The organism is Desulfovibrio sp., from assembly GCF_034006445.1.
GTDB lineage: Bacteria > Desulfobacterota > Desulfovibrionia > Desulfovibrionales > Desulfovibrionaceae > Desulfovibrio.
In genome coordinates, this window is the sequence record NZ_JAVESS010000004.1 from 171406 (window position 1) to 192670 (window position 21265).

Below are 21265 nucleotides of genomic sequence, written 5' to 3' on the forward strand. Positions count from 1 at the left end.
TACAAAAGACATTGCGGACAAAAAGATGCGAGGAGGGAACAATGGCCTCAGAACTGACGCAACGAATTGAAAAGAATGCGCAATACCAGCACCTGATCAAGGCGCGCAACTCCCTTGGCTGGCGCCTGACGCTTATGGTTTTTGCCGCGTATTACGGCTTTATCCTGGTTGTCGCCTTTGACAAGCAGCTCTTTGCCACACCTCTTGCAGCCGGAATGACAACAACCTGGGGCATCCCCCTGGGCATCGGCATCATCCTGCTGACCGTTGTGCTCACGGCGATCTATGTTCGCAAGGCCAACAGCGAATTTGACCCTGCGCTCAAGCAGATTCTTGAAAAAGAGGTGCAGTCATGAAGGCTATGAGCAGTTGCACGTCCAGCCACAGGCCCAGGCGGCACATATCCGCCAGAACATGTACCGCCGCTGCCCTGCCCACGGCTCTTTTCGGGGCCACGGTTCTTTTCAGGCCCACGGCTCTTTTCGGGGCCACGGCTCTTTTCGGAGCCCTGTCGCCCGGCCTCGCGCTGGCGGCAGGCGCCATAGAAGAAACACAAAAGCAGAACACCGACTGGACAGCCATCATCATGTTCACCATTTTTGTCGGCGCATCGCTGTGGATTACCAAGTGGGCAGCCAAGCGCACCCGCTCCGCCGCAGATTTCTACACGGCCGGCGGCGGCATCACGGGCTTTCAGAACGGCCTTGCCATTGCGGGCGACTTCATGTCGGCTGCGTCCTTTCTGGGCATTTCAGCCGCTGTGATGGCAACGGGCTTTGACGGCCTGATCTACGCCATCGGCTTTCAGGTGGGCTGGCCGCTCATAACCTTCATGCTGGCGGAGCGCCTGCGCAATCTCGGGCGCTTCACCTTTGCCGATGTGGTGGCCTACAGGCTCCGGCAGGTGCCGGTGCGCATATTTGCCGCATCGGGCACGCTGGTTGTGGTGCTGTTCTATCTCATCGCGCAGATGGTGGGCGCGGGGCAGCTCATCAAGCTGCTCTTCGGGCTTGATTACCACTATGCGGTGGTTATCGTGGGCCTGCTCATGATGGCCTATGTGCTTTTTGGCGGCATGACGGCAACCACGTGGGTGCAGATCATCAAGGCCTGCCTGCTGCTCGGCGGGGCCTCGTTCATGGCCTTCATGGTCATGGCCCAGTACGGTTTCAGCCCCGAAAAGCTTTTCACAGCCGCCGTGGGCATCAAAAAAAGCGCGGCCATCATGGGGCCGGGCGGCTTTGTGAAAGACCCCGTTTCGGCCATTTCGCTCGGCATTGCCCTCATGTTCGGCACCGCCGGTCTGCCGCACATCCTGATGCGCTTTTTTACCGTGCCGGACGCCAGGGAAGCCAGAAAAAGCGTGCTGTGGGCAACCACCTGGATCGGCTATTTCTACATCCTGACCTTCATCATCGGCTTTGGGGCCATTGTGTTTGTGAGCACCAACCCCGAGTTTCTTGATGCGAACGGAACCCTGCGCGGGGGCAGCAACATGGCGGCCGTGCATCTGGCCAACGCCATCGGCGGCAACATTTTTCTTGGCTTCATGTCGGCGGTGGCCTTTGCCACCATTCTGGCGGTGGTGGCGGGGCTGACGCTCTCGGGCGCGTCTGCCGTGGCGCACGACCTCTACGCCTCCGCGCTCAAAAAGGGCAAGGCCAGCTCCAGCGAGGAGCTTAAAATCTCCAAACTGACAACCGTGGCCCTCGGCATCATTGCCATGTTTCTTGGCATGGTGTTTGAAAAACAGAACGTGGCCTTCATGGTTTCCCTGGCCTTTGCCATTGCGGCCTCGGCCAACTTCCCGGCCTTGATCCTTTCGGTGCTCTGGAAGGGCTGCACCACCAGAGGGGCCGTTGCCGGGGGCTTTGCGGGGCTGGTGGCGGCCCTGGCCATGACCGTGCTTTCGGATGCGGTCTGGGTGTCAACCCTGGGCAACCCGCCAGGCAGCGCGCCCTTTCCGTATTCCTCCCCGGCCATCTTTTCCATGCCGCTGGCCTTTTTGTGCATCTGGGTAGTGTCCATATGCGATCAGTCCCCGCAGGCGCAAAAAGAACGGGAGGCCTTTGCCGACCAGAAAATCCGGTCTGAAACAGGCCTTGGGGCGTTCAAACCCACTGCGCACTAGGCAGACGCGCCCCGCGCCCTTGGCTGATTGGGCTGCCACCTTTAACCTGCGGCAGCGCACCAGAAACCATGCCCGCCCGAAAAACAGATATTTTTTCGGGCGGGCATACTCCGTGCATCTATAAAATACGTCCTCAAAAGCAACACGCCTGTATCCGCATCCTATTTTGCGCCGTGTGCCTGCGAATGCCGCCGCATTCCGGTTCCACCACCTACAACTACTTACAACAAGCTGTTTTATTGTATTTTTTCAAATCAAGCCAAATTTTTTCATCTTGCGCCACAGGGTGGCACGCCCAATGCCCAAGCGCAGCGCAGATTCTTTTCTGTTGCCCCCGCACTGGCGCAGCACAGCGCGCAGGGCACGCTCCTCCACAGCATCAAGGCTGGCAGTGGAATCTTCAGAGTGCGCAATGCTTATGGGCGCACTGCCTGGGCAAAACTGCCCGTAGGGATGGCAACTGCGCAAGGAATCGGCCATTACCTCTTCGGAAAGCACGCCATTTGTGGCAATAACCATGGCACGCTCAAGAACATTGGCCAACTGCCGCACGTTGCCGGGCCACGAGATGCTCTCCAGAAGCGCCATTGCCCGTGGGTCCAGTCTTGGCATGGGCTTATGCTGTTCCTTTGACTTCCTGTGCAGAATAACCCGCGCCAGCAGGCCAATATCCCCCAACCGCTCCACCAGGGGCGGCAACTCCAGAATGAGCACCGCGAGCCTGTAATACAGATCTTCCCTGAATCTTCCGTTCTGCACCTCTTCGGCCAGATTGCGGTTGGTAGCGGCGATGATGCGAACATCCACGGGTGTTACCTTGTCGTCGCCCACGCGGGAAACTTCCTTTTCCTGCAAGACGCGCAGCAGCCGGCATTGAAGAGGCAGGGGCATTTCGCTGATTTCATCCAGAAAAATACTTCCCCCGTGCGCCATTTCAAAAAGGCCCATTTTCCCACTTTCGCTGGCGCCGGTGAACGCGCCTCTGACATAGCCGAAAAGTTCGCTTTCAAGCAGATTCTCCGGCAACGCGGCGCAATTCACCGCAACAAAGGGGCTGTCGGCCCTTGCGCTGGCATTATGGATGGACTGTGCAAACAGCTCCTTGCCCGTTCCTGTCTTGCCGTAAATAAGAACCGTGCTGTCGGACTGAGCGTAGGTAAAAGCTTTTTTTTTCGCTTTTTCCAGAGGTTCTGACCTTCCCACCACGTCTGCAAACGTACTTTTGGCTATATGGCCAGAATCGCGCACCCTCTTGCGCACCCGCCGCTCCAGAGACAGGATGCGCCGCACTTCCTGAAGTGTGAGCACGGCCCCGCTGCTGTGTCCGTTCACCCGAATGGGCACGCTGGTAACGGCCAGGGAATTTCCGCCAATCAGGCATACCTCGGCCGTTTGCTCGTTTTCAACGGCCTGGATGCATGATTCCCAGGGAACGCCCAGAACCTGACGAATGTCGCGCCCCACGACGTCCTGGCGTTGCAGGCCCAGCAATTCAAGTCCGATACGGTTTATCTCGGAAATACACCCCGAAGCGTCAATGCCGATAATGCCGTCATTTATGGAGTTGAGCAGCGCATTGATGGTGCCAAGGCGCAGATCTTTTTCTTTTTGCAGCGAAACTATCCGCTTGCCTTCCTCAATGGCGTCCTGAATGACGCGCGGGTCCATGTCTATGTGCACGCCATATGCGCCGAGCATCCGTGCCGCATTCACCACAGGGGATCCCCCCACAAAGGCTTTTATCCCCCTGGCCATGAGGTGCTGCAGCTTTTCTGTAAGATCGGCAAGATCCGTTATGGTTTCCACCAGCACTGGTCTTTCAAAAAAATCCTTCAGAGCCTTTGCATTATAGGTAAACGGCTCAAACCCCATCACCGCGACCTTGTCCGCCAGGTCGAATGCGCGTCTGACTGCGCGCAACATGTCCACGCTTGTATAGCGCAGTTCCAGCACATGCGTCTTAAGCCTTTGTTTGAGCAGAGCCGCTGTGCCGCCATTGCTGACCACAACCATGGCCTGCCCTTGGTCAATATAGCTTTGGGCAAGGCTCACCGCATCTTCCAGATTCGCCTCATGTACCAGAAAACGCTCATCTATCAGACTGAAAATATTATTGATTGTAGCTGCAATGGGTTCACTGGGGAGGATAAATAAAATATCTTCCCTGCGGACATGGACCATACGACGCCTCCAGCTGTGTGTGTTTCACTTTGATATACATCGATAGAATTTGAAACTCAAATGAAACACATCCCCAGGGAGACATTTTCTTATCAGGAGCGCCACGCAGGAGAAAAACCGTAACGGCAACAAACATGCGTACATAACATACTAAAATATATAATTTTATTTAACAGGTTTCTGCCAGTCCCGAATATCCTGCACTGCTGGCATGCCAATTGCTTTTAGTCGGCCGAATGCATTCGTCATGTTTCATACGGAGGACATAATGAGAGTTCATGTCATAGAACCCATACATGAGAGCGCCATGCGCAAACTGCGCGCAGAGGCGGAGGTAGTGTCGTGGGACGACCCTGAAAAAAACGATTTATCACTGGCGGATGCTGTAATTGTGCGTGCCGCGCCCATCACGCGCGAGCAGATTCTTGCCGCACCAGGGCTGAAAGTTATCGGCAAGCACGGCGTTGGCGTAAACGCCATTGATCTGGCGACAGCCAATGAAAAGGGCGTGGCCGTTGTGTACACGCCCCTGAGCAACGTCAATTCCGTAGCAGAACTGGTCTTCGGGCTTATTCTCGCCAGCGCGCGCAAGCTGCGCGACAATATGGAGCATATCCGCGGGGGGATCGACCGCATAGCGCCCCCCGCCCTGACGGGCCTTGAAATCTCGGACAAAAACCTTGGCCTTGTGGGCTTCGGCAACATCGGCGCGCGCGTGGCGCAGATTGCCGCAAACGGCTTTGGCATGGCCGTCCACGTTTACGACCCATATCTGGATGTGAACACGGCAAAATCCCGTGGCGTGCATCTGCACAGTACCCTTGAAGGGATGCTGCGTGAGGCGGACTACATCAGTGTGAGCGTGCCCCTTACCGAAGCCACCAGGGGGCTCCTGGGCGCGGCGCAGTTTGCCTGCTGCAAGCCCACGGCCGTCATTGTCAGCACCGCGCGCGGCGGGGTTATTGATGAGGCCGCCCTGTATGAGGCCCTGGTGAACAAGACGATCTTTGGCGCGGCCAGCGACGTCTTTGTGCAGGAACCTCCCACCATGGATACTCCCCTGCTGCAACTGCCCAACTTTATTGGCACCTTGCACATAGGGGGCAGCACGCACGAGTCTCTTGTACGCGTTGGCAACACTGTTGTTGACGACGTGCTCTCCGTGCTCCACGGTGAAAAACCGCGTTATCCCTACGTCGTATAGCTTTCCGTTTCAGCCTCTTACCGTAAAGGATCCTGCCATGTCTCTGACGGATACAGCACCATTTATCGACGAACAAAAAATGAGCGAGGCCAAAAGGGCCACTGTGGCCGCCGCATTTGGTACTTTTTTAGAGTATTACGATTTTTCAGTATACGGCTACTGTGCCGCACGCATGTCCAAGGAATTTTTTCCCAGTGACAATCCCACGGTTTCACTGCTGTCCACGCTGGCCGTGTTCGGGCTGGCCTTTATCATCCGGCCCCTGGGCGGCCTGTTCTTCGGGCACATTGGCGACCGCTACGGCCGCAAACTCTCGCTTGTGGCCACTGTGGTTCTTATCGGGGTGGCCTGCACGGCCATCGGCTGTTTGCCCACCTACAGCCAGATAGGCATCGCGGCTCCCATACTGCTGGTACTCTGCCGCATGCTGCAGGGTTTTTCAGCCGGGGGCGAGATCGGCAGCGCGGCTTCATACATCCGCGAATGGGCGCCCATAGAACGGCGGTCCCTCTACCTTTCCTTTGTGCCCAGCGTGGCCAATCTTGGCAAAGCAGGGGCGGCCGGGCTTACCGGGCTGGCTGCCTATCTGTTTGTGGGCGAAAGCACCACCTGGGCGTGGCGCGTGCCTTTTCTGGTGGCCATGCCCCTCATGCTCGGCTGCCTCTGGATGCGCCTTAAAATTGAGGACACCCCCGACTTCACCAACATGAAGAAAGAGGGCAAGCTTTCTGAAGCTCCCGTCAAGGAGCTTATCAGCCAATACCCCGCCTCGCTGTGCAAACTCTTCATGTATTCCCTTGTCCAGAACGTCGGCACGTATTGCGGCACCGTCTATGTCGCCATCTACATGCGTACGGTACTGAAAATGCCTGCTACCGATGTGGGCTTCATCGTGCTTATTGCCGTGACGTGCGCGGCACTGCTCATACCAGTGTTCGGACTCGTCACCGACCGCATCGGCCCCGTCAAAACACTGGTGGCCTGCTACGTCTGTTATATTGCGCTGAGTTACCCCTGTTACGCCCTGATGGGCAATGGCTTTGGCATGGCCATAGCTGCGCTGGTAACCACCATGATTCCTTACGCCCTGTGCCAGGCCGGGTCATACGCCATGTATCCTGAGCTGTTGCCGCCACGCGTGCGCAGCACCGGAGTTTCGTTCGGGCACAGCATGGGAGCCGTCCTGGGTGGAGCTACCACGCCGTTTCTGGCCACCTGGCTCATCTCCAAATTCAACGACATCATGATTCCCGCCTACATCCTCATTTTTGTGGGTGCCTTGGGCTTATTCAATCTACTTTCGCTTAAAAAGGCCGACCCCTCCGAGGGGCGTCGTTTCCGGTAACGAACCATCTTTAAACGGCAACACTCAGGAGAATATATGGAACTTTTTGATTGCACCCTTCGTGATGGCGGCAACGTGCTTGGCAACGGCTTTCCGGCCGAACTGACGACACTGATGCTGCACGGGCTTGTTGATTGCGGCATACGCTACATTGAGTACGGCAATGCCAATGGCATGGGCGCAGGCGAAGAACAGGGAAAAACGGCTCCGCTTACGGACGCTGCATACCTGGCCCTGGCAAAGCCGCTGGTGGACAAGGCCCGTCTGGGCATGTTTCTTGGCGCGGGCAACGCCACCGATGCACGTGTGGAAGCCGCTGCGGCAAACGGTTTGAGTTTTCTGCGCGTCGGGGCCAATGCCGGCGATGGCGACAAAGCGCGTCGAGCCGTGGAACTGGTAAAAAAATACAAGCTTGAGGCCTGTTATTCATTGATGAAGGCCTATGTGCTCAGCCCGGACGCTCTGGCAGACGAAGCTGCCCGGCTGCAGGACATGGGCGTGGACATGGTGACCATTATGGACTCGGCCGGAACCATGATGCCGGATGAAGTCAGCTGCTATGTAGAAAAAATGGTGCGCCGGGTTGACATTCCTGTGGGATTTCACGGGCACAATAATCTGGGGCTGTCAGTGTCAAACGCCGTTGCGGCATTCAGGGAAGGGGCCAGCATAATCGATTGCGGCCTGATGGGCATGGCCCGCAGCGCCGGTAATCTGGCCACAGAAATTGCGGTGGCCGTTTTTGACCGCCTTGGAATCCGCACGGCCGACCTGAACTCCCTCTTGCGGTTTATTGACGAAAAGCTGGCCCCCGCCATGGAAAAACATGGTTACAAGCCTCCGGTTGTTCCCCTGGACCTGGTGTTTGGCCTGGCGGGTTGCCATTCATCCAACACAGCGGCATTGCTCGAAGCCTCAAAGGAATTCGGCGTGGACGTTTTTCGTCTTACAATGTCCGTTTCCGCCGAGAACCGTAAAAATCCCTCAAAAGACCTCATCAGGGAACATGCCCACAAGCTTGCCGCTGGCGTGCTTGCCACGTGTGACTGATACTCTGCCACAAAGTATTCATCATCCTGGCCTTGTGGCTGACGGGCAACCGGGAGCCTGACCAGGACGTGCACACATATAACAAAGAGCCATGGCGGCAAAACGGTTTATTGCCAGGGTGGGCATGCGGTCCAATGCATGTCCGCCCTGGCTTCGCCGCTGGCAGGGCGACCCCGCCTGAGCACTAGAGCATTTAACACTTGAAATGCTCGCGTACGGCAGGCAAAAGCCCGCCTACTCGCATTTCGTGGCAAGGATTTTCAGAAAAATCCTTGCAGAGCATTTAGCTCATTTCATTCGTAAACTGCTCTAAGGGAGATATCCCTGCTGAAAAGCGGCCGCCCGCGCCCGCACCAGATTCGCCTTTGTCATGCACGGCTAACGCTTTATGGGAAATTGCCGATACTCAGGGTAAATGCCTGACGTTTGACCCATAAAAGCAGTAGGGGCGCAGCATGGATTTTTTTGATCAGATCATGGCGTATTCGTTCCTGAAAAGCGGCAGCCTGGAGCTTTTGCTTAACAACATGCCCCAGCGCACAACCGCGCCGAGCGGCAAGTCCGGCAGGCAGATCATGGCCGAGGCGCTCACAGGAAAAATCAGGAGCAACGCCGCCATGCTCCGGCAAGGCGCAAAAAATGCCTCCGAGGCTGCCTCCATGGCTGGCAGCATCGCAAACGCCGCTTCTTCCCTGAGCGCCACATTGAGCGAGATGCTTGCCCTTGCGCAAAAAGTGCAGGCAGACCCCAGCCAGAGCGCCACGGCAAGCCCCGCGTTTAAAGCCCTGGCCACAACACTTGCCGCCACGGTATCCGGCACGCAGTACAATGGCATATCCCTCCTGGACGGTGATGCCTGGAGCACGGACAAGCGCCTGACCGTCAGCGGCGACGGCGCCACGGCCACAGTGCCGATCCAGTTGGGCTATGGAACCTCAACATTTTCCCTGTATAGCTTGTCAGGACTGAAAGAATTGACCACGGTAGATTTGAACACCATCTCGGCTGCGGATTTGACGGCGCTCACGAACTCTCTGACAGATTACGGCAGTATACTCACAACGCTCAATTCGAATTACACGTCGTTGGCAACGTCCTATACAAGTGAAAAAAACTTTATGATTGAACAGGCCGAAATACTTGCCCGCGCGGCAAAAAACGCGCTGCCCGATGAAACGGACCCCTTGTTGCGCAGCCGAGGCGCAATAGTATCCTCCCTGGGCTGAGGCCTTTACGCCTGTACCTGCCGCGCGACTCCTGAACACGACAACACGGAATACCGCTGGCTGGTTGCGATCATCCTTCCACCCCCTGCCCTGTGGCCCCCCGGCGCAAGACATCTCCAGCGCAAGATTTTCCGGCGCAAAGCCCCACAGCGCAAAACCTCTCGAGCGCAAGATTTTCCGGCGCAAGACATCTCCAGCGCAAGCCCCCTCCAGCGCAAGGCCCTCCGGCGCAAGTCTTTCCGGCGCAAGTCCCCTGGCTGGCAGATTTGCCAGGGCGTCATCCCGGGGCTGCACCGCATCCTTGCATTGCCTCAACCATAGTTCTGGGCTATGGATAGCGCCCTTGCTCGCGCAAACCTGCATCACTGTACTTTCCCCTGTTCTGCACTATTTTAAAGTAGGCCGATGTTGAGAATGTGCATTCTCGGCGCGGTAGAGCATTTTGCCATGAAAAGGCGCATGCTCTGCTGTTGCGTGAGAGTACAGCGCGCTGCAGCGTGGCGCGGATTCGGCTGAAAATACGATTTTGAGCAGAATAAAAAATTGAAATGCACAGCATTTCAAAGGTGATTTGATATACCAGGAGACATAATGGCAGACATACTGATTTTATTGCTGGTCTTTGGCGGCATTGCGGTTTTTTACCTGCTTGCCCTCAAAAAAGGCTGGCTGCCCATGGACCGCATGAATTGTGGCTGAGTGCCCTTCGACAAGCGGCGTGCCCAGCTTGAAGAAGACGAACGCAGAAAGGCCAGAGCGAAACGGCGAAAATAAGAATGACCCGGCAAGCCGGGGCAATGGGTTTTGTGCCCGCAAGGAACATTCTTTCAACAGCATTCTTTAACAATATGCACCAGGCCCTGATCGCCCAGGGCGGGCAGCATTCCCTTCACTGCACGACAACCATGTGCGCCCCCGTATTTTCAGGGGCGCACTTTTTTGTGGCGTCCGGCACCCGTGCCCGCACCCGCTTTTATCGCAAATAAACTCTGAGAATATACATTTCAAAGAGTAAGACACGCTCACTTCGGCGCTTATCGGCGAAAATGAACGGCGGATCTGTCTTCGTCCGCACCCGTAGCGGGCCTTGCCCGCTTGCGCTCTGCTGTGTTCCATGCCTGCCCTGCTCGCCTGCTCACTTCCATGTGCCATGCTTGCCCGCTTCTGTGTGCCATTCCTGCCCTGCTCGCGCGACAGATCGGCAACGGCCTCAGGGGCAAACCCTGCGTGCGCTGCTGGGGCGTGTTGCCCCAGAAACGTTACTGCGCTGTTTTTAAATGAAATTCTTCTAAAATCGCGCAATTGTATGTCGCAAAACCAGTCCGCGCTTTGTGTCATTATTGCGCACAACCATTGTCCGCCGCGTCAGACCGTAACAATTGCCAGCGCGGCACCCGGCGGTCAGTGCAATAATCATTTATATTGTAAACAATTACGAATAGCACCCCGCAACACGCCCCAACCGCCACTTTACGCAAAAACCTGTCATACCGTCACCCAATTGTCATATTGGAACGCTACTTCTTTGGGCAATCCATCATCCTACCGGAGATTTCATATATGCCCACGCCGTTAGTGCCCAACCCACCTGCTTCCGGCAATGAACCGCTGGTCCTGTGCCCAGGCCCGCGCCCTCTGGAAAAACCTCTTGCCGCCATGCGGGCCGCCGCCCGCGCCGCCGCTCGCGCAACCGCGCTGGCAGCGGAGGAACGACAGGCCCTGTGGGATATCCTGCACAACAAAAGCATCCACAGTGTGCTGCAACCCATCATCTCCCTGCGGGACGGCTCCATTTTTGGCTTTGAAGCGCTGGGGCGCGGCCCGGCGGGCAGCCCCCTTGAAGGCCCCGAAGCCCTCATCAACGCGGCCCTGCGCCACGGACGCATGCTTGAGCTGGAACATCTGTTCCGCTACAGCGCCCTCAGGGCGGCACGGCAGATCGCCACGGGCATACGCCTGTTCCTCAACGTCAACCCCAACATTATGCAGGACCCGCATTTCGGCGTGGGCTTCACCAAGGAATACCTCACCCGCTTTGCCCTCAGCGCCGAAGACATGGTTTTTGAAATCACGGAACGCGAATCCGTGGACAATTTGCGCGGCTTCAAAAAAATCATCGAGCACTACAAGGCCCAGAACTACCAGATAAGCATTGACGACGCAGGGGCCGGGTATTCCGGCCTCAACCTCATTTCAGACGTGCAGCCGCACTTCATCAAGCTGGACATGCGCCTCATCCGCGGGGTGGACAAAGACCTCACCCGTCAGGCGCTTATCAAGAGCATGCAGGAATTCGCCTCCCTGACCAATACGCGTATCATTGCCGAGGGCATTGAAACCGAAGAAGAGATGGCGACCCTGATCAGCTTCGACGTGCCCTACGGCCAGGGCTACTTCATCCAGCGCCCCGCACTGCATCCGCAGCCCATTACGGAACAGGTGGTGCGCTTCATCCACCGCGAAAACAAAATAAAGAACCGCTTTTTCGGCGCGCGCGTGCACAAGTTCCACGTGCGGCACATCATCCGGCCCGGCTTCACCATTCCTCCATCCCTGCCGGTAATCGAGGCCGCCGAGCGCTTTGAGCATGACGACAGCCTGCAGGGCCTGTGCGTGGTGGATGAGGGCAAGCCCGTGGGCACCATCATGCGCCACCGCCTGCACCGCCAGTTGAGCGGCCGCTTCGGCTTTTCGCTCTTTGCCGGAAAAACCGTTGCCTCGGTCATGGACAGGGGATTTTTGAGCGTCGACCACCAGACCACCATTGACGTTGTCTCCCGCCATGCCATGCGCCGCGAGAACAACCAGATATACGACTTTGTCACCGTCACCCGCGACAACAAATACGTGGGCATCGTCACCGTGCGCGAACTGCTTGAAAAAAGCATCGAGCTTGAGGTGGCCAACGCGCGCCAGCTCAACCCCCTCTCCGAACTGCCGGGCAACGCCCTCATTGATATAGAACTGGAACGCCTCGTACGGCTCTGTCTGGACAAGAGCGTCCTCTACTTCGATATCGACAACTTCAAGGCGTACAACGACAAATACGGCTTCAAGAACGGCGACCGCGTCCTCAAGCGCCTTGCGTCCATTATCTCCGAAAGCACGCCAAAGGGAGACTTTGTGGGGCACATCGGCGGCGATGATTTCATAGCCGTCACTGACCGCTTCAAGGCTGAAAAGGTCTGCCAGGACATCATCGACGCCTTTGCCCAGGGCGTGTCCGCCTACTATAACGCCGAGGATTTCCAGAACGGCTACATTGAGGGCAAAAACCGCAACCAGCAGGAAGAGCGCTTTCCCCTCATGTCTCTGACCATTGTGGGCGTAACCGCCACCAGTTTTCAGAGCAGCTTTGACCTGGCACGGGCCGCCGCCAGCCTGAAAAAACGCTGCAAGCAGCTGGCGGGCAACAACTACATGTTTGACGACTGCGAAGATGCCCCCGCAGCCGAAGCCAGCAAGGAATAACAGCCGCTCCCGTACGCAGGCCCGACGGCAGGAAAGTGCCGCCATTGAAGGGCCATGAACGGATTGGGGCGTTAACCACCATAAGGATTGGGGATACCAATGAAGCTGAGCGCAAAACTGGTTCTTTCGTTTTGCAGCATCATTCTATTTATGCTGCTCCTTTTTGCGGTCTATATGCGCAACAGCCAAAAAATCACCGCCACCGTCGATCACATCACCGAAACCGTCATTCCATCGGTGGTGGCGGTTCAATCCATGAATGCCCTGCTCTATTCCATGCGCTCGGATCTGGCCGCCGTAAGCACCCGCACAGACAAGGTGACCATCACCGAATACACCTCGCGCATTAATCGCGCCCTGCGCGCCCTGGCCGAGCACGAGAAAAACTACGCACAACTGGCGGCCCGCCCCGTGCCCGAAGAATGCGCCCCGCCAGACGCTGCCAGCACGTCCGGCCAGGACGGCCAGATCAGGCAGGACGGCGAAAAACAGGCCGCGAGCCTGCCTGAACTGCTGGAGCACATCGCCGCCGCCACGCAGGAAGACGCCCGGAACCGCCAGCAGATTATCGATCACGCCAAGGAAGGTGAAACCGAAGAGGCCGTGGCCCTCTTTGACCGCAGCAGGGCCAACTTCCTGCGGCTGGCGCGATTCTACGAACAGGTGCTTGATCGGGACACGGCCCGCAGCCGTCAGGCCGCCGAAGCCGCGCGTCATATTGCCGAGCAGTCGCTAAACATGGCCGTGGCCCTGACCGGAGCGGCCCTGCTGTTCAGCGTGTGCGTGACCTGCCTGCTGATTTTTTCCGTCAAACGCCAGCTGGGCATAGATCCCGGCCAGCTCAACATCCTTGCCCAACGTGTGGCCAAAGGTGACTACCAGACGGATGCCGACGGCGGCCCCCAAAAATGTCGCGGGGTCTATGCCGCCATCCTGTCCATGGTGGCTTCCTTGCAGGAGCACATCCGCAATGCCGACGCCCAGTCGCAGATGGCCCTGAGCCAGTCGCAACGGGCCGAGGCTGCCCTGCGTGAAGCCGAGGACGCGCGGGCGCAGGCGCTGAACAGAACAGAAACCCTCCTGCACGCGGCCGCGCAGCTTGAGGGCGTCGCCCATAACCTGACGACCGCATCCGGTCAGCTGACGCGGCAGATCGAGCAGTCCAGCCAGGGGGCCACGGCCACGGCGGAAAATCTGGACAGCGCCGCCACCGCCATGGAGCAGATGAACGCCACAGTACGGGAGGTGGCCGAAAATGCCGGACAGGCCGCGCAGGCCTCAGCCGGAACGCGGGCCAGCGCTGAAGAAGGCGCACTGGTCGTGCGGCAGGCTCTGGACAGCATCAACAGGGTCAACGAGGTTTCGGAGCGGCTCAAGACCAACATGGATGACCTCAACGCGCGCGCCCGCGACATCAGCCGCATCATGGGCTTCATTTCCGACATTGCGGACCAGACAAACCTGCTGGCCCTCAACGCAGCCATAGAAGCGGCCCGTGCCGGGGACGCCGGACGCGGCTTTGCCGTGGTGGCCGACGAGGTGCGCAAGCTGGCGGAAAAGACGGTGACGTCCACCCAGGATGTGGGATCCGCCATCACCGCCATGCAAAAAAGCACGGCCCACAGTATGGCCTCCCTGGACGAAGCCGTGGCACAGGTCAAGCTGGCCACAGCCAGCGCCGACAAATCCGGCTCCGCCCTTGAGGCCATCGTCAGCATGGCCGATACCACGGCGGGCCAGGTACGCGCCATTGCCGCCGCCAGCGAAGAGCAGTCCGCCGCCAGTCAGGAGGTAACCTGCACCATCAGCAATGTCAGCCTGGCGGCCAGAGAAAGCGCGCAAACCATGGCCGAGGCTGCCCAGGCCGTCATCCATCTGGCGCAGCAGGCAGAAACCGTGGAAAATCTTGTGGAAAAACTGCGCAACAATGAGTGAGCTTGAGTACGGCATGTTGAAACGCTTTGTGGGGGAGGGACGACGAATGCGAACCTCCGCACCGCTCTGAAATCGCGTTGAAATTTTTTGTGGGGGAGGGACCCTTTTAAAAAAGGGTCGCCTCCCCCACGCCCCCTCCCCCTAAAATTTTTATTGTGTGTCAGCGTGGCGCATGCGCGCTGAAGCGGGCGTCTTGGAAGCATTGCTTCAGGCGTTGTGACGCAGGAAAATACGCCTGAAGACAGTAATTGGTTACACGACATCCAAGTGGAAGAGCCGCTGTCGCTATCCGTAGCGGTGCTGTCCTGCTCCGTAAGGCGGTTCCCGCCAACGGTTCAGGCAAGCCCGCAGGAGCGGGCAACGGCTACCGCGAGAATGGGTATTCTCAATGCGAAAATGCTATAGTTGCACTGGTACTTTCACGACCTACAGGCCCACAGGCAGGCATTGCATACAGGCCCCAACGCACAGATGCCGGACAGCTTTTGCTGCCCGGCATCCGAACATTGGCGCAACTACCGCAGAGCGGTATTCAAGATTACGGTTTGGCGGTTTTTTCGACCGCGGCGGCTTCACGCGCGGCAGGGCTCATGTGGCAGGGACGGCAACCCTTGAACTGCGGGAACTTGCCGGGATTTTCAGCCGCGAGCTTCTTGTGGCAGCCAAGGCAGGAACGATCGCCGTTCTTGGAGTGGAAGGCCATGAACATGCTCATGGGGTCACGCTCGCGCGCGCCGGGCGTGGCATGGCATTCGGTGCAGGCAACATAGCGACCGTCACTGCCTTCTTCGTGGTGGCAGTGAAAACAGGAGATGCCCTTGTGCGCCGTATGCGGGAACATGACATTCATGCGCTTGGAGCCGGAAGCTTCAATCTCGATGGGTTTTTTGATGGTGTCCGCCATCTCCTTGACGCTGCGGGCCTGCGCTCCGCCGGCACACAAAAGAGTCAGGGCAAAAAAAGTGATGACCAAGGTTTTCATGAACAAGCTCCTCCTGAGGTAGTAGACCTTCATGTCTTGGCGCATGCGGAGCGCCCTCACCGGGCGGCCGCCGGGTCTCGTCCGCAGCCACATGGCGTTGGACGCGCTCCCTCCCGGTTACCCGGTTCGGCATGCTTTCGGCCTTTTCAGAACATATGGCGCAAGTAAATTTCGTTCTCCGGCCAGGAAGGATTTTTTAGGGAAGCACTGGTTAAAGAGCCTCCTGAAAACGCGCTGGTATTTCGTTTGGCAAGGCGCGATCTTTTTTTGAAGCAGGAGTGGACTCTTCTGTCCTCAACTGTTTCAAAAAAAGGAAGCAACCCCCCAAACGGAATAAATCAGCTTTTCCGCAGCGCAACAGTGTGTGTTACGCCCGCATCGCGCTAAAAAGCCCGGCTCAGCCGCAAAACAAAAGCTCCTTGCTGCTCGTGTCTGACACAAATACTGGCGTTCCTTGCCTGCCGCCGCGCGACAGTAAAAAGCGCCATTCCTGCTTAAAGCAGACGCACAATGAAATGTTTCACATTTCAATGTTTTCATTTAGCCGAAAAGTGCGATTTTCGGCTGAATCCACGCCACGTTGTGGCGTGCTGCACTCTTGTGCAGCGTTAGAGCATTTTCACTTTTTCAAAGGTAAAATGCTCTAAAAAGTATTCCAGAACGTAGGCTTGAGCGGGCGCAGCTTTTTGCGGGTCGCCACCATGTCCAAGTGCATCATGCCAAGGGCCAGCGCGTCAAGGTCGGGGGTTCCCTCCCGTTCACGCAAATCCACGGTGGGACAATAGCTCTTGCACTTGGTGCACCAGTCCAGCCGTTCTCCCTGAGCCGCTCCGCTTTCGCGCAGCACTTCCATCACGCCGGAGCCATCCTTGCCGCATGAAGGACAAACGCGGCGCATAAACTTCCAGTTAGCGCCGCACAGGCTGCAGTGCAGATGCTTTTTGCCGCCGCCGCCCGCAAGATAGGCATTTTTTTCATCCAGAACTGGCTTGTCCAGCCAGCCTATGCTGGCAAAACTGCCGCACACGGGGCAGTAGCCCTGCTTCCACTGGCTGCCCGCGTCCCAGGGGGCATCCCCTTCTTCAGGCAGGCTCTGCGTCACAAGGGCGCGCAGAACAGGCGCAAGCACAAAACCAAAGGCGAACAAAAGCACCGAGGGATCAAGGTTATACTGCTCCGCAAGGCGCGTCTCTTCCTCACTGTTACCCGAAAGCATGGCCTCGGCCAACGATTCACGCGGGTCGGGCTTTGCCTTGGCCGTGGTTTTTTTCTTGGAGCCCTTTTTCACCGGCGCAAGCAGCAGGGCTTCCAGAGCGGCGATATGCGGGGCCATGGCCTCAAGCCCGGCCAGCAGGGGCAACAGTTTTTCGGCGCTGCTGCGCAGGGGCGCGGCAAGGCCATTCAGAGGCATGCCAGCCAGCAGCGAAAGCCCCTGCTGTACGGCTTCAGCCTGAACTTCCGGCAGGCGCAGCCCAGTGGCGCGTACGCTTTCGGCCAGATCGTCGGCCAGTTGGGCCTGGGCGGTCAGCAAAGGTTCAAAAGCCCGCAATACGGGTTCGAGAACGGGACGGCGCGCCGCCACGTCCTCCAGGGTTTTTGCCACGCTTTGGCGGGATAAGGCCATTGATGCTCCAAAACCCGGAGGCCGCGACCTCCGATCGAAAGGTGACAGCGGCGCACAGGAAGCCCCGCGCGCCACACTTGATACAAAACTGCGCCTCACCGCCGGGGCGGCAGGCCAGCTTCCGGGGAAAATGGCTTTCACCGGGCGTATTCAAGCGCCTCACCCGGCCGTACTGGCATTCGCGGCTGTCCGTCCTGGAGCATTTTCAAAGAGAAATTGCTCTGGCAGGACGCCTCGAACGCCAATACGGCCATGGCTACATTTCTGTAAGTCAGCATAATTTCAGTTTACAATTATGGCAATGCCAAACTGAAACCTGACTGAGGCACTCTACATAAACGCTGCGAACTCGTAATACTTGTCCTTGGTGTCAGCCAGAAGATAGATGACGCTCACGTCTTCCATGTCGGCAAGAAAGGCCTTGGGCCAGCGTTTTTTGGCTGTTTCAAGACGCTTTTTGGCCACAGGCAGTATCTCTTCACGCTCACCGAAAACCATGGCCCCCGTGGGGCAGGTTTTGACGCAAATGGGCTGCATGCCCGCAGAAACGCGGTCAATGCACATATCGCACTTGGTCAGGCGGCCGCTTTTGGGATCGCGCCTCGGTATGTTGTAGGGGCAGGCTTCCTGTACGGCCTGGGCGTCTTCTTCACTCAGCTTGGCGGATTTGTCCGTGGCCAGCACGGCGCCGGTTTTCTTGTCCTGAATAATGGCCCCTGGCACGCTCATATCGGCCACGTCCATGCAGGGCGGCGTCTGGCAATGGCGGCACTGGTCGGGAAAAAAGTTCCAGACCACGTTGCCTTCATCATTAATATATTCGTGAAACCGGACAATTTTGAGGTTGTTCGGGTTCAGATCCGGCGGATTCTGGTGCGTGCCGAGCTGCTTGGTGTGATTGGCGGGCAGATCGTGCCATTCCTTACAGGCCAACTGGCAGCCACGACATGCCGTGCACCGCGTGGTGTCAACTAAGAATGTTTTCGGCATAGTATGCTCCTTGTGGGGCGCGCCCCCGCACGGGGGCGCGCCTTGCTCGTTAGCCTATTTCGGTCAGCTTGTCGGCCTTGCTCAGGTTCACGCAGCAGGCCTTGGACTCAGGAATGGTGGTATTGGGGTCATACGCACCCACGGTAAGCCTGTTGGTGGAGTCGCCGCATTTTGGCGTTGTCCAGCCGAAGGCGAAGGGCATGCCCACAAGGTGGACTGTCTTGCCCATAACCGTGAAGGGCCGTATGCGCACGGTCACCATGGCGATAGCCTCGCACTTGCCGCGCGCGCTTTCCAGCAACACGCCGTCGCCGTTCTTGATGCCCTTTTCCTTGGCCAGCTCGTGGCTCATTTCCACATACAGCTGGGGTTCGGTTTCAAGCAGGTTGGGCACGTTGCGTGTTTCGCCGCCGCCGCACCAGTGCTCGGTGAGGCTATAGGTAGTCAGCACAATGGGGAAGCGCGGATCGGCCGGAGGCGCGATCTGGTCCATGGGCGACTTGTGGTACTTGTACACAGGGCTGCTGAGCTGCTTGGAGAACGGATGGCTCGCCAGGGGCGTTTCAGCAGGTTCGTAGTGTTCGGGGAAAGGCCCGTCGGCAGGGCCGGGGCCGTAGAACTGGGCATGCCCGTCCTTGACCATGATGAAGGGCAGCTTGCCCCCCTTGGGGTCGGACATGGGCGGCCAGGGGCCGTCGGGCACATCGCCCACCCACTTGCTGCCGTCCCATTCAATAACGGCTTTCTTGGGATTGAAGGGCTTGCCGTTCACGTCAACCGAGGCACGGTTGTACAGAATGCGGCGGTTGACGGGCCAGCACCACGACCAGTTGGGGAAGAGGCCGATATTGGCCTGCATGGGCGTCTGGCTGGGGTCGCGCCTGCGTGACTTGTTGCCGTCTTCTTCTGTCCAGCTTCCCGTGTATATCCAGTTGAGGGAAGAGGTTGTGCCGTCGTCCTTGAGGGCGGCAAACGCGGGCACGAGCTGGCCGCGCTTGTAGGCCTTGTCGCCCACCTTGCTGTCAGCCCAGAAGAAGCCGTTGATGCGCCTGGCCCAGTCTTCGGGATCGTACTTGTCGGTCCAGTGCATCTTCATGATGGGTTCGGGCAGCACGCCGCCCTCTTGCGCATACATCTTGCGGATGGTGTTGAAGAGGGGCACGACCACGTCAGCAAAGTTACGCGCTTCGCCGCCGGGCTGCACAGCCTGGTCAAACCACTGGAGCCAGCGCCCGCTGTTGCTGATGGTGCCCGCCTTTTCAATACGGTGGGCCGACGGCAGCAAAAAGACTTCCGTCTTCTTTGTCTTGGGGTCAACCCCGGGGCGCTTCCAGTTGTCCGTGGTTTCGGAGTTATGGATTTCAGAGCAGACGAGCCAGTCCAGATTGTCCAGGGCTGTCCGCATCTTGTTGGTGTTGGGGAAGCTGTTCATGGGGTTCACGCCCATGATGAAGCCGCCCTTGATCTTGTTATTGTATATCCTGTCCATCATATACATGTACGAATAGTCTTCGCCCGGCTCCAGCTTGGGCAGCAGGCTGTAACAGAAGTCGTTCTCGGGCGTGGCGGCATCGCCGAACCAGCCCTTGAGCAGACTTGCTATGTACTTGGGCCTGTTGCCCCACCAGTTGGCGCTGTTGGGCAGGGTGGTGACCGGCGTATTGGCCTTGTTGTAGTCGGCCAGGGTCTGCCACGGAGCCTGCGGGGTGCCGTGATAACCGGGGATGTTGTTGTACAGCAGGGCATGGTCTGTGGACCCCTGCACATTGGGTTCGCCGCGCAGGGCGTTGATGCCGCCGCCAGCCACGCCGATGTTGCCCAGCAAGAGCTGCACAAGGGTGGAAAGGCGGATGTTCTGCACGCCCACGGTGTGCTGTGTCCAGCCCAGGGCGTACAAAATGGTGCCTGCCTTGTCGGGGCTGCCGGTGGCGCAGAAGTTCTTGTAGACCTTGAGCAGGTTTTCCTGCGACACGCCCGTAACGTCGGAGACGTTCTTGAGTGTGTAACGGGAATAGTGGTCTTTCATCAGGTTGATGACGCAACGCGGGTTCTTGTGCGTGGGGTCGATGACAGGCGCGCCGTCAGGCCCTGCGGCCTTGGCCCACAGTTTTTTGTCATACTTGCGGCCATCGGCGTTGTAGCCGCTGAAGAGTCCGTCTTCAAAGGCGTAGCCGTCGCCCACCACAAAGGCCGCGTCGGTGTAGTTGTTGACGTAATCCTTGTGATAACAGCCATTTTCAAGAATATAGTTGACCATGCCGCCAAGGAAGGGAATGTCCGTGCCGGAACGAAGTGGCACGTGGAAATCACACCTGGCGGATGTGCGCGAGAATTTGGGGTCAACGTGCATGAGCACGGCCCCGTTGTCCTTGGCTCTCATGATCCACTTGAAAGCCACGGGATGATGTTCAGCGGCATTACTGCCGATAATAAGCACCGCATCGGCATTCTTGATGTCGATCCAGTGGTTGGTCATTGCACCGCGTCCGAACGACTCTGCCAGAGCCGCAACAGTGGGGCTGTGTCAGACCCGTGCCTGGTGGTCCATATGGACAACACCCAGGCCGCGCAAGGCTTGATGGATGACCGCGCATTCCTCGTTGGAGGCGTGCGAGGTTCCCATCCAGAATATGGTTTCCAGGCGGTTGACCGTCTGGCCTTTTTCGTTTTTGAGGATCATGTCCTTGTCACGGGCGTCTTTTACGCGCCGCGCGATCTGCTCAAGGGTCCAGTCCCAGTCCTTCTCTTCCCACTTGTCGCTGTGAGGCGCGCGGTACAGGGGCTTTTTCAGACGATGATCGCTTGTGTACATCGAATAGAGGGCCGCGCCCTTGGCGCAGAGCGCGCCTTCAGTGATGGGAAAGTCAGGGTCGCCCTCGGTGGAGACGAGCTTGCCGTCTTTCACATAGGCGATGATCTGACACTGTACTGAACAAAAGGGGCAGATGCTCGATACTTCGCGAGCCCCTTCAATTTTGAGTTTAACGGCGTACGCCTGGGCTTCGCCCAGATCGAAGCCCAGGTTCCCCAGTGTCAGGCATAATACCCCTGCACCGACACCTTTGAGAAAACTCCGTCGGGTGCTTTTCATAAGACCTCTCCTTGTTTGAGCCTATCACATGCGCG

At 57.9% G+C, this 21265-nt stretch carries 13 protein-coding genes; 8 read left to right on the top strand and 5 right to left on the bottom strand.

Translation table 11 applies throughout. The features are described 5' to 3' along the window. Nucleotides 1-41 precede the first annotated feature (41 nt). Together RBR41_RS06930 and RBR41_RS06935 are read left to right on the top strand one after the other, a co-directional pair. Nucleotides 42-356 (top strand): DUF485 domain-containing protein, encoded by a 315-nt coding sequence (locus tag RBR41_RS06930; RefSeq protein WP_320351849.1) that lies wholly within the window; start codon nt 42-44, stop codon nt 354-356. Further along, complete coding sequence (locus RBR41_RS06935) at nt 353-2131, top strand: cation acetate symporter (protein WP_320351850.1); 1779 nt, start codon at nt 353-355, stop codon at nt 2129-2131. Before RBR41_RS06930 ends, RBR41_RS06935 begins: the two co-directional genes overlap by 4 nt. Before the next feature lie 249 nt (nt 2132-2380). On the opposite strand, the gene RBR41_RS06940 is transcribed toward RBR41_RS06935, so the two are convergent. Further along, nucleotides 2381-4312, bottom strand: a complete 1932-nt coding sequence (locus tag RBR41_RS06940) for a sigma 54-interacting transcriptional regulator (RefSeq protein WP_320351851.1) — start codon at nt 4310-4312, stop codon at nt 2381-2383. 268 nt (nt 4313-4580) lie between these two features. On the opposite strand from RBR41_RS06940, the gene RBR41_RS06945 reads away from it, so the two are divergent. From RBR41_RS06945 to RBR41_RS06970, 6 genes are all read left to right on the top strand, one after another. After that, nucleotides 4581-5516: a hydroxyacid dehydrogenase gene (locus tag RBR41_RS06945; RefSeq protein ID WP_320351852.1), complete on the top strand. Its 936-nt coding sequence runs from the start codon at nt 4581-4583 to the stop codon at nt 5514-5516. A gap of 37 nt (nt 5517-5553) precedes the next feature. Next, a complete protein-coding gene (locus RBR41_RS06950) occupies nt 5554-6861 on the top strand; it encodes an MFS transporter (protein ID WP_320351853.1) in 1308 nt (435 codons plus the stop codon). Nucleotides 6862-6897: 36 nt separating this feature from the next. Next, nucleotides 6898-7911: a 4-hydroxy-2-oxovalerate aldolase gene (locus tag RBR41_RS06955; protein ID WP_320351854.1), complete on the top strand. Its 1014-nt coding sequence runs from the start codon at nt 6898-6900 to the stop codon at nt 7909-7911. A 455-nt stretch (nt 7912-8366) separates the two neighbouring features. Continuing rightward, nucleotides 8367-9137: a hypothetical protein gene (locus RBR41_RS06960; protein WP_320351855.1), complete on the top strand. Its 771-nt coding sequence runs from the start codon at nt 8367-8369 to the stop codon at nt 9135-9137. A gap of 1560 nt (nt 9138-10697) precedes the next feature. Then, complete coding sequence (locus tag RBR41_RS06965) at nt 10698-12608, top strand: bifunctional diguanylate cyclase/phosphodiesterase (RefSeq protein ID WP_320351856.1); 1911 nt, start codon at nt 10698-10700, stop codon at nt 12606-12608. Between the two features lie 99 nt (nt 12609-12707). After that, nucleotides 12708-14543 carry a methyl-accepting chemotaxis protein gene (locus RBR41_RS06970; protein ID WP_320351857.1) on the top strand — a complete coding sequence of 612 codons (1836 nt, stop codon included), beginning with the start codon at nt 12708-12710 and terminating at the stop codon, nt 14541-14543. Nucleotides 14544-15081: 538 nt separating this feature from the next. Here RBR41_RS06970 and RBR41_RS06975 read toward each other — a convergent pair. The 4 genes from RBR41_RS06975 to fdnG all read right to left on the bottom strand — a co-directional run bounded on the left by RBR41_RS06975 (nt 15082) and on the right by fdnG (nt 21230). After that, the gene (locus RBR41_RS06975; protein ID WP_320351858.1) at nt 15082-15525 is read right to left on the bottom strand and encodes a cytochrome c3 family protein; all 444 of its coding nucleotides are present in this window, start codon (nt 15523-15525) and stop codon (nt 15082-15084) included. A 643-nt stretch (nt 15526-16168) separates the two neighbouring features. Next, nucleotides 16169-17149, bottom strand: a complete 981-nt coding sequence (locus tag RBR41_RS06980; protein ID WP_320351859.1) for a formate dehydrogenase accessory protein FdhE — start codon at nt 17147-17149, stop codon at nt 16169-16171. Nucleotides 17150-17479: 330 nt separating this feature from the next. Continuing rightward, a complete protein-coding gene (locus RBR41_RS06985; protein ID WP_320351860.1) occupies nt 17480-18139 on the bottom strand; it encodes a 4Fe-4S dicluster domain-containing protein in 660 nt (219 codons plus the stop codon). A 49-nt stretch (nt 18140-18188) separates the two neighbouring features. After that, complete coding sequence (gene fdnG / locus RBR41_RS06990; protein ID WP_320351861.1) at nt 18189-21230, bottom strand: formate dehydrogenase-N subunit alpha; 3042 nt, start codon at nt 21228-21230, stop codon at nt 18189-18191. Nucleotides 21231-21265: the final 35 nt, after the last annotated feature.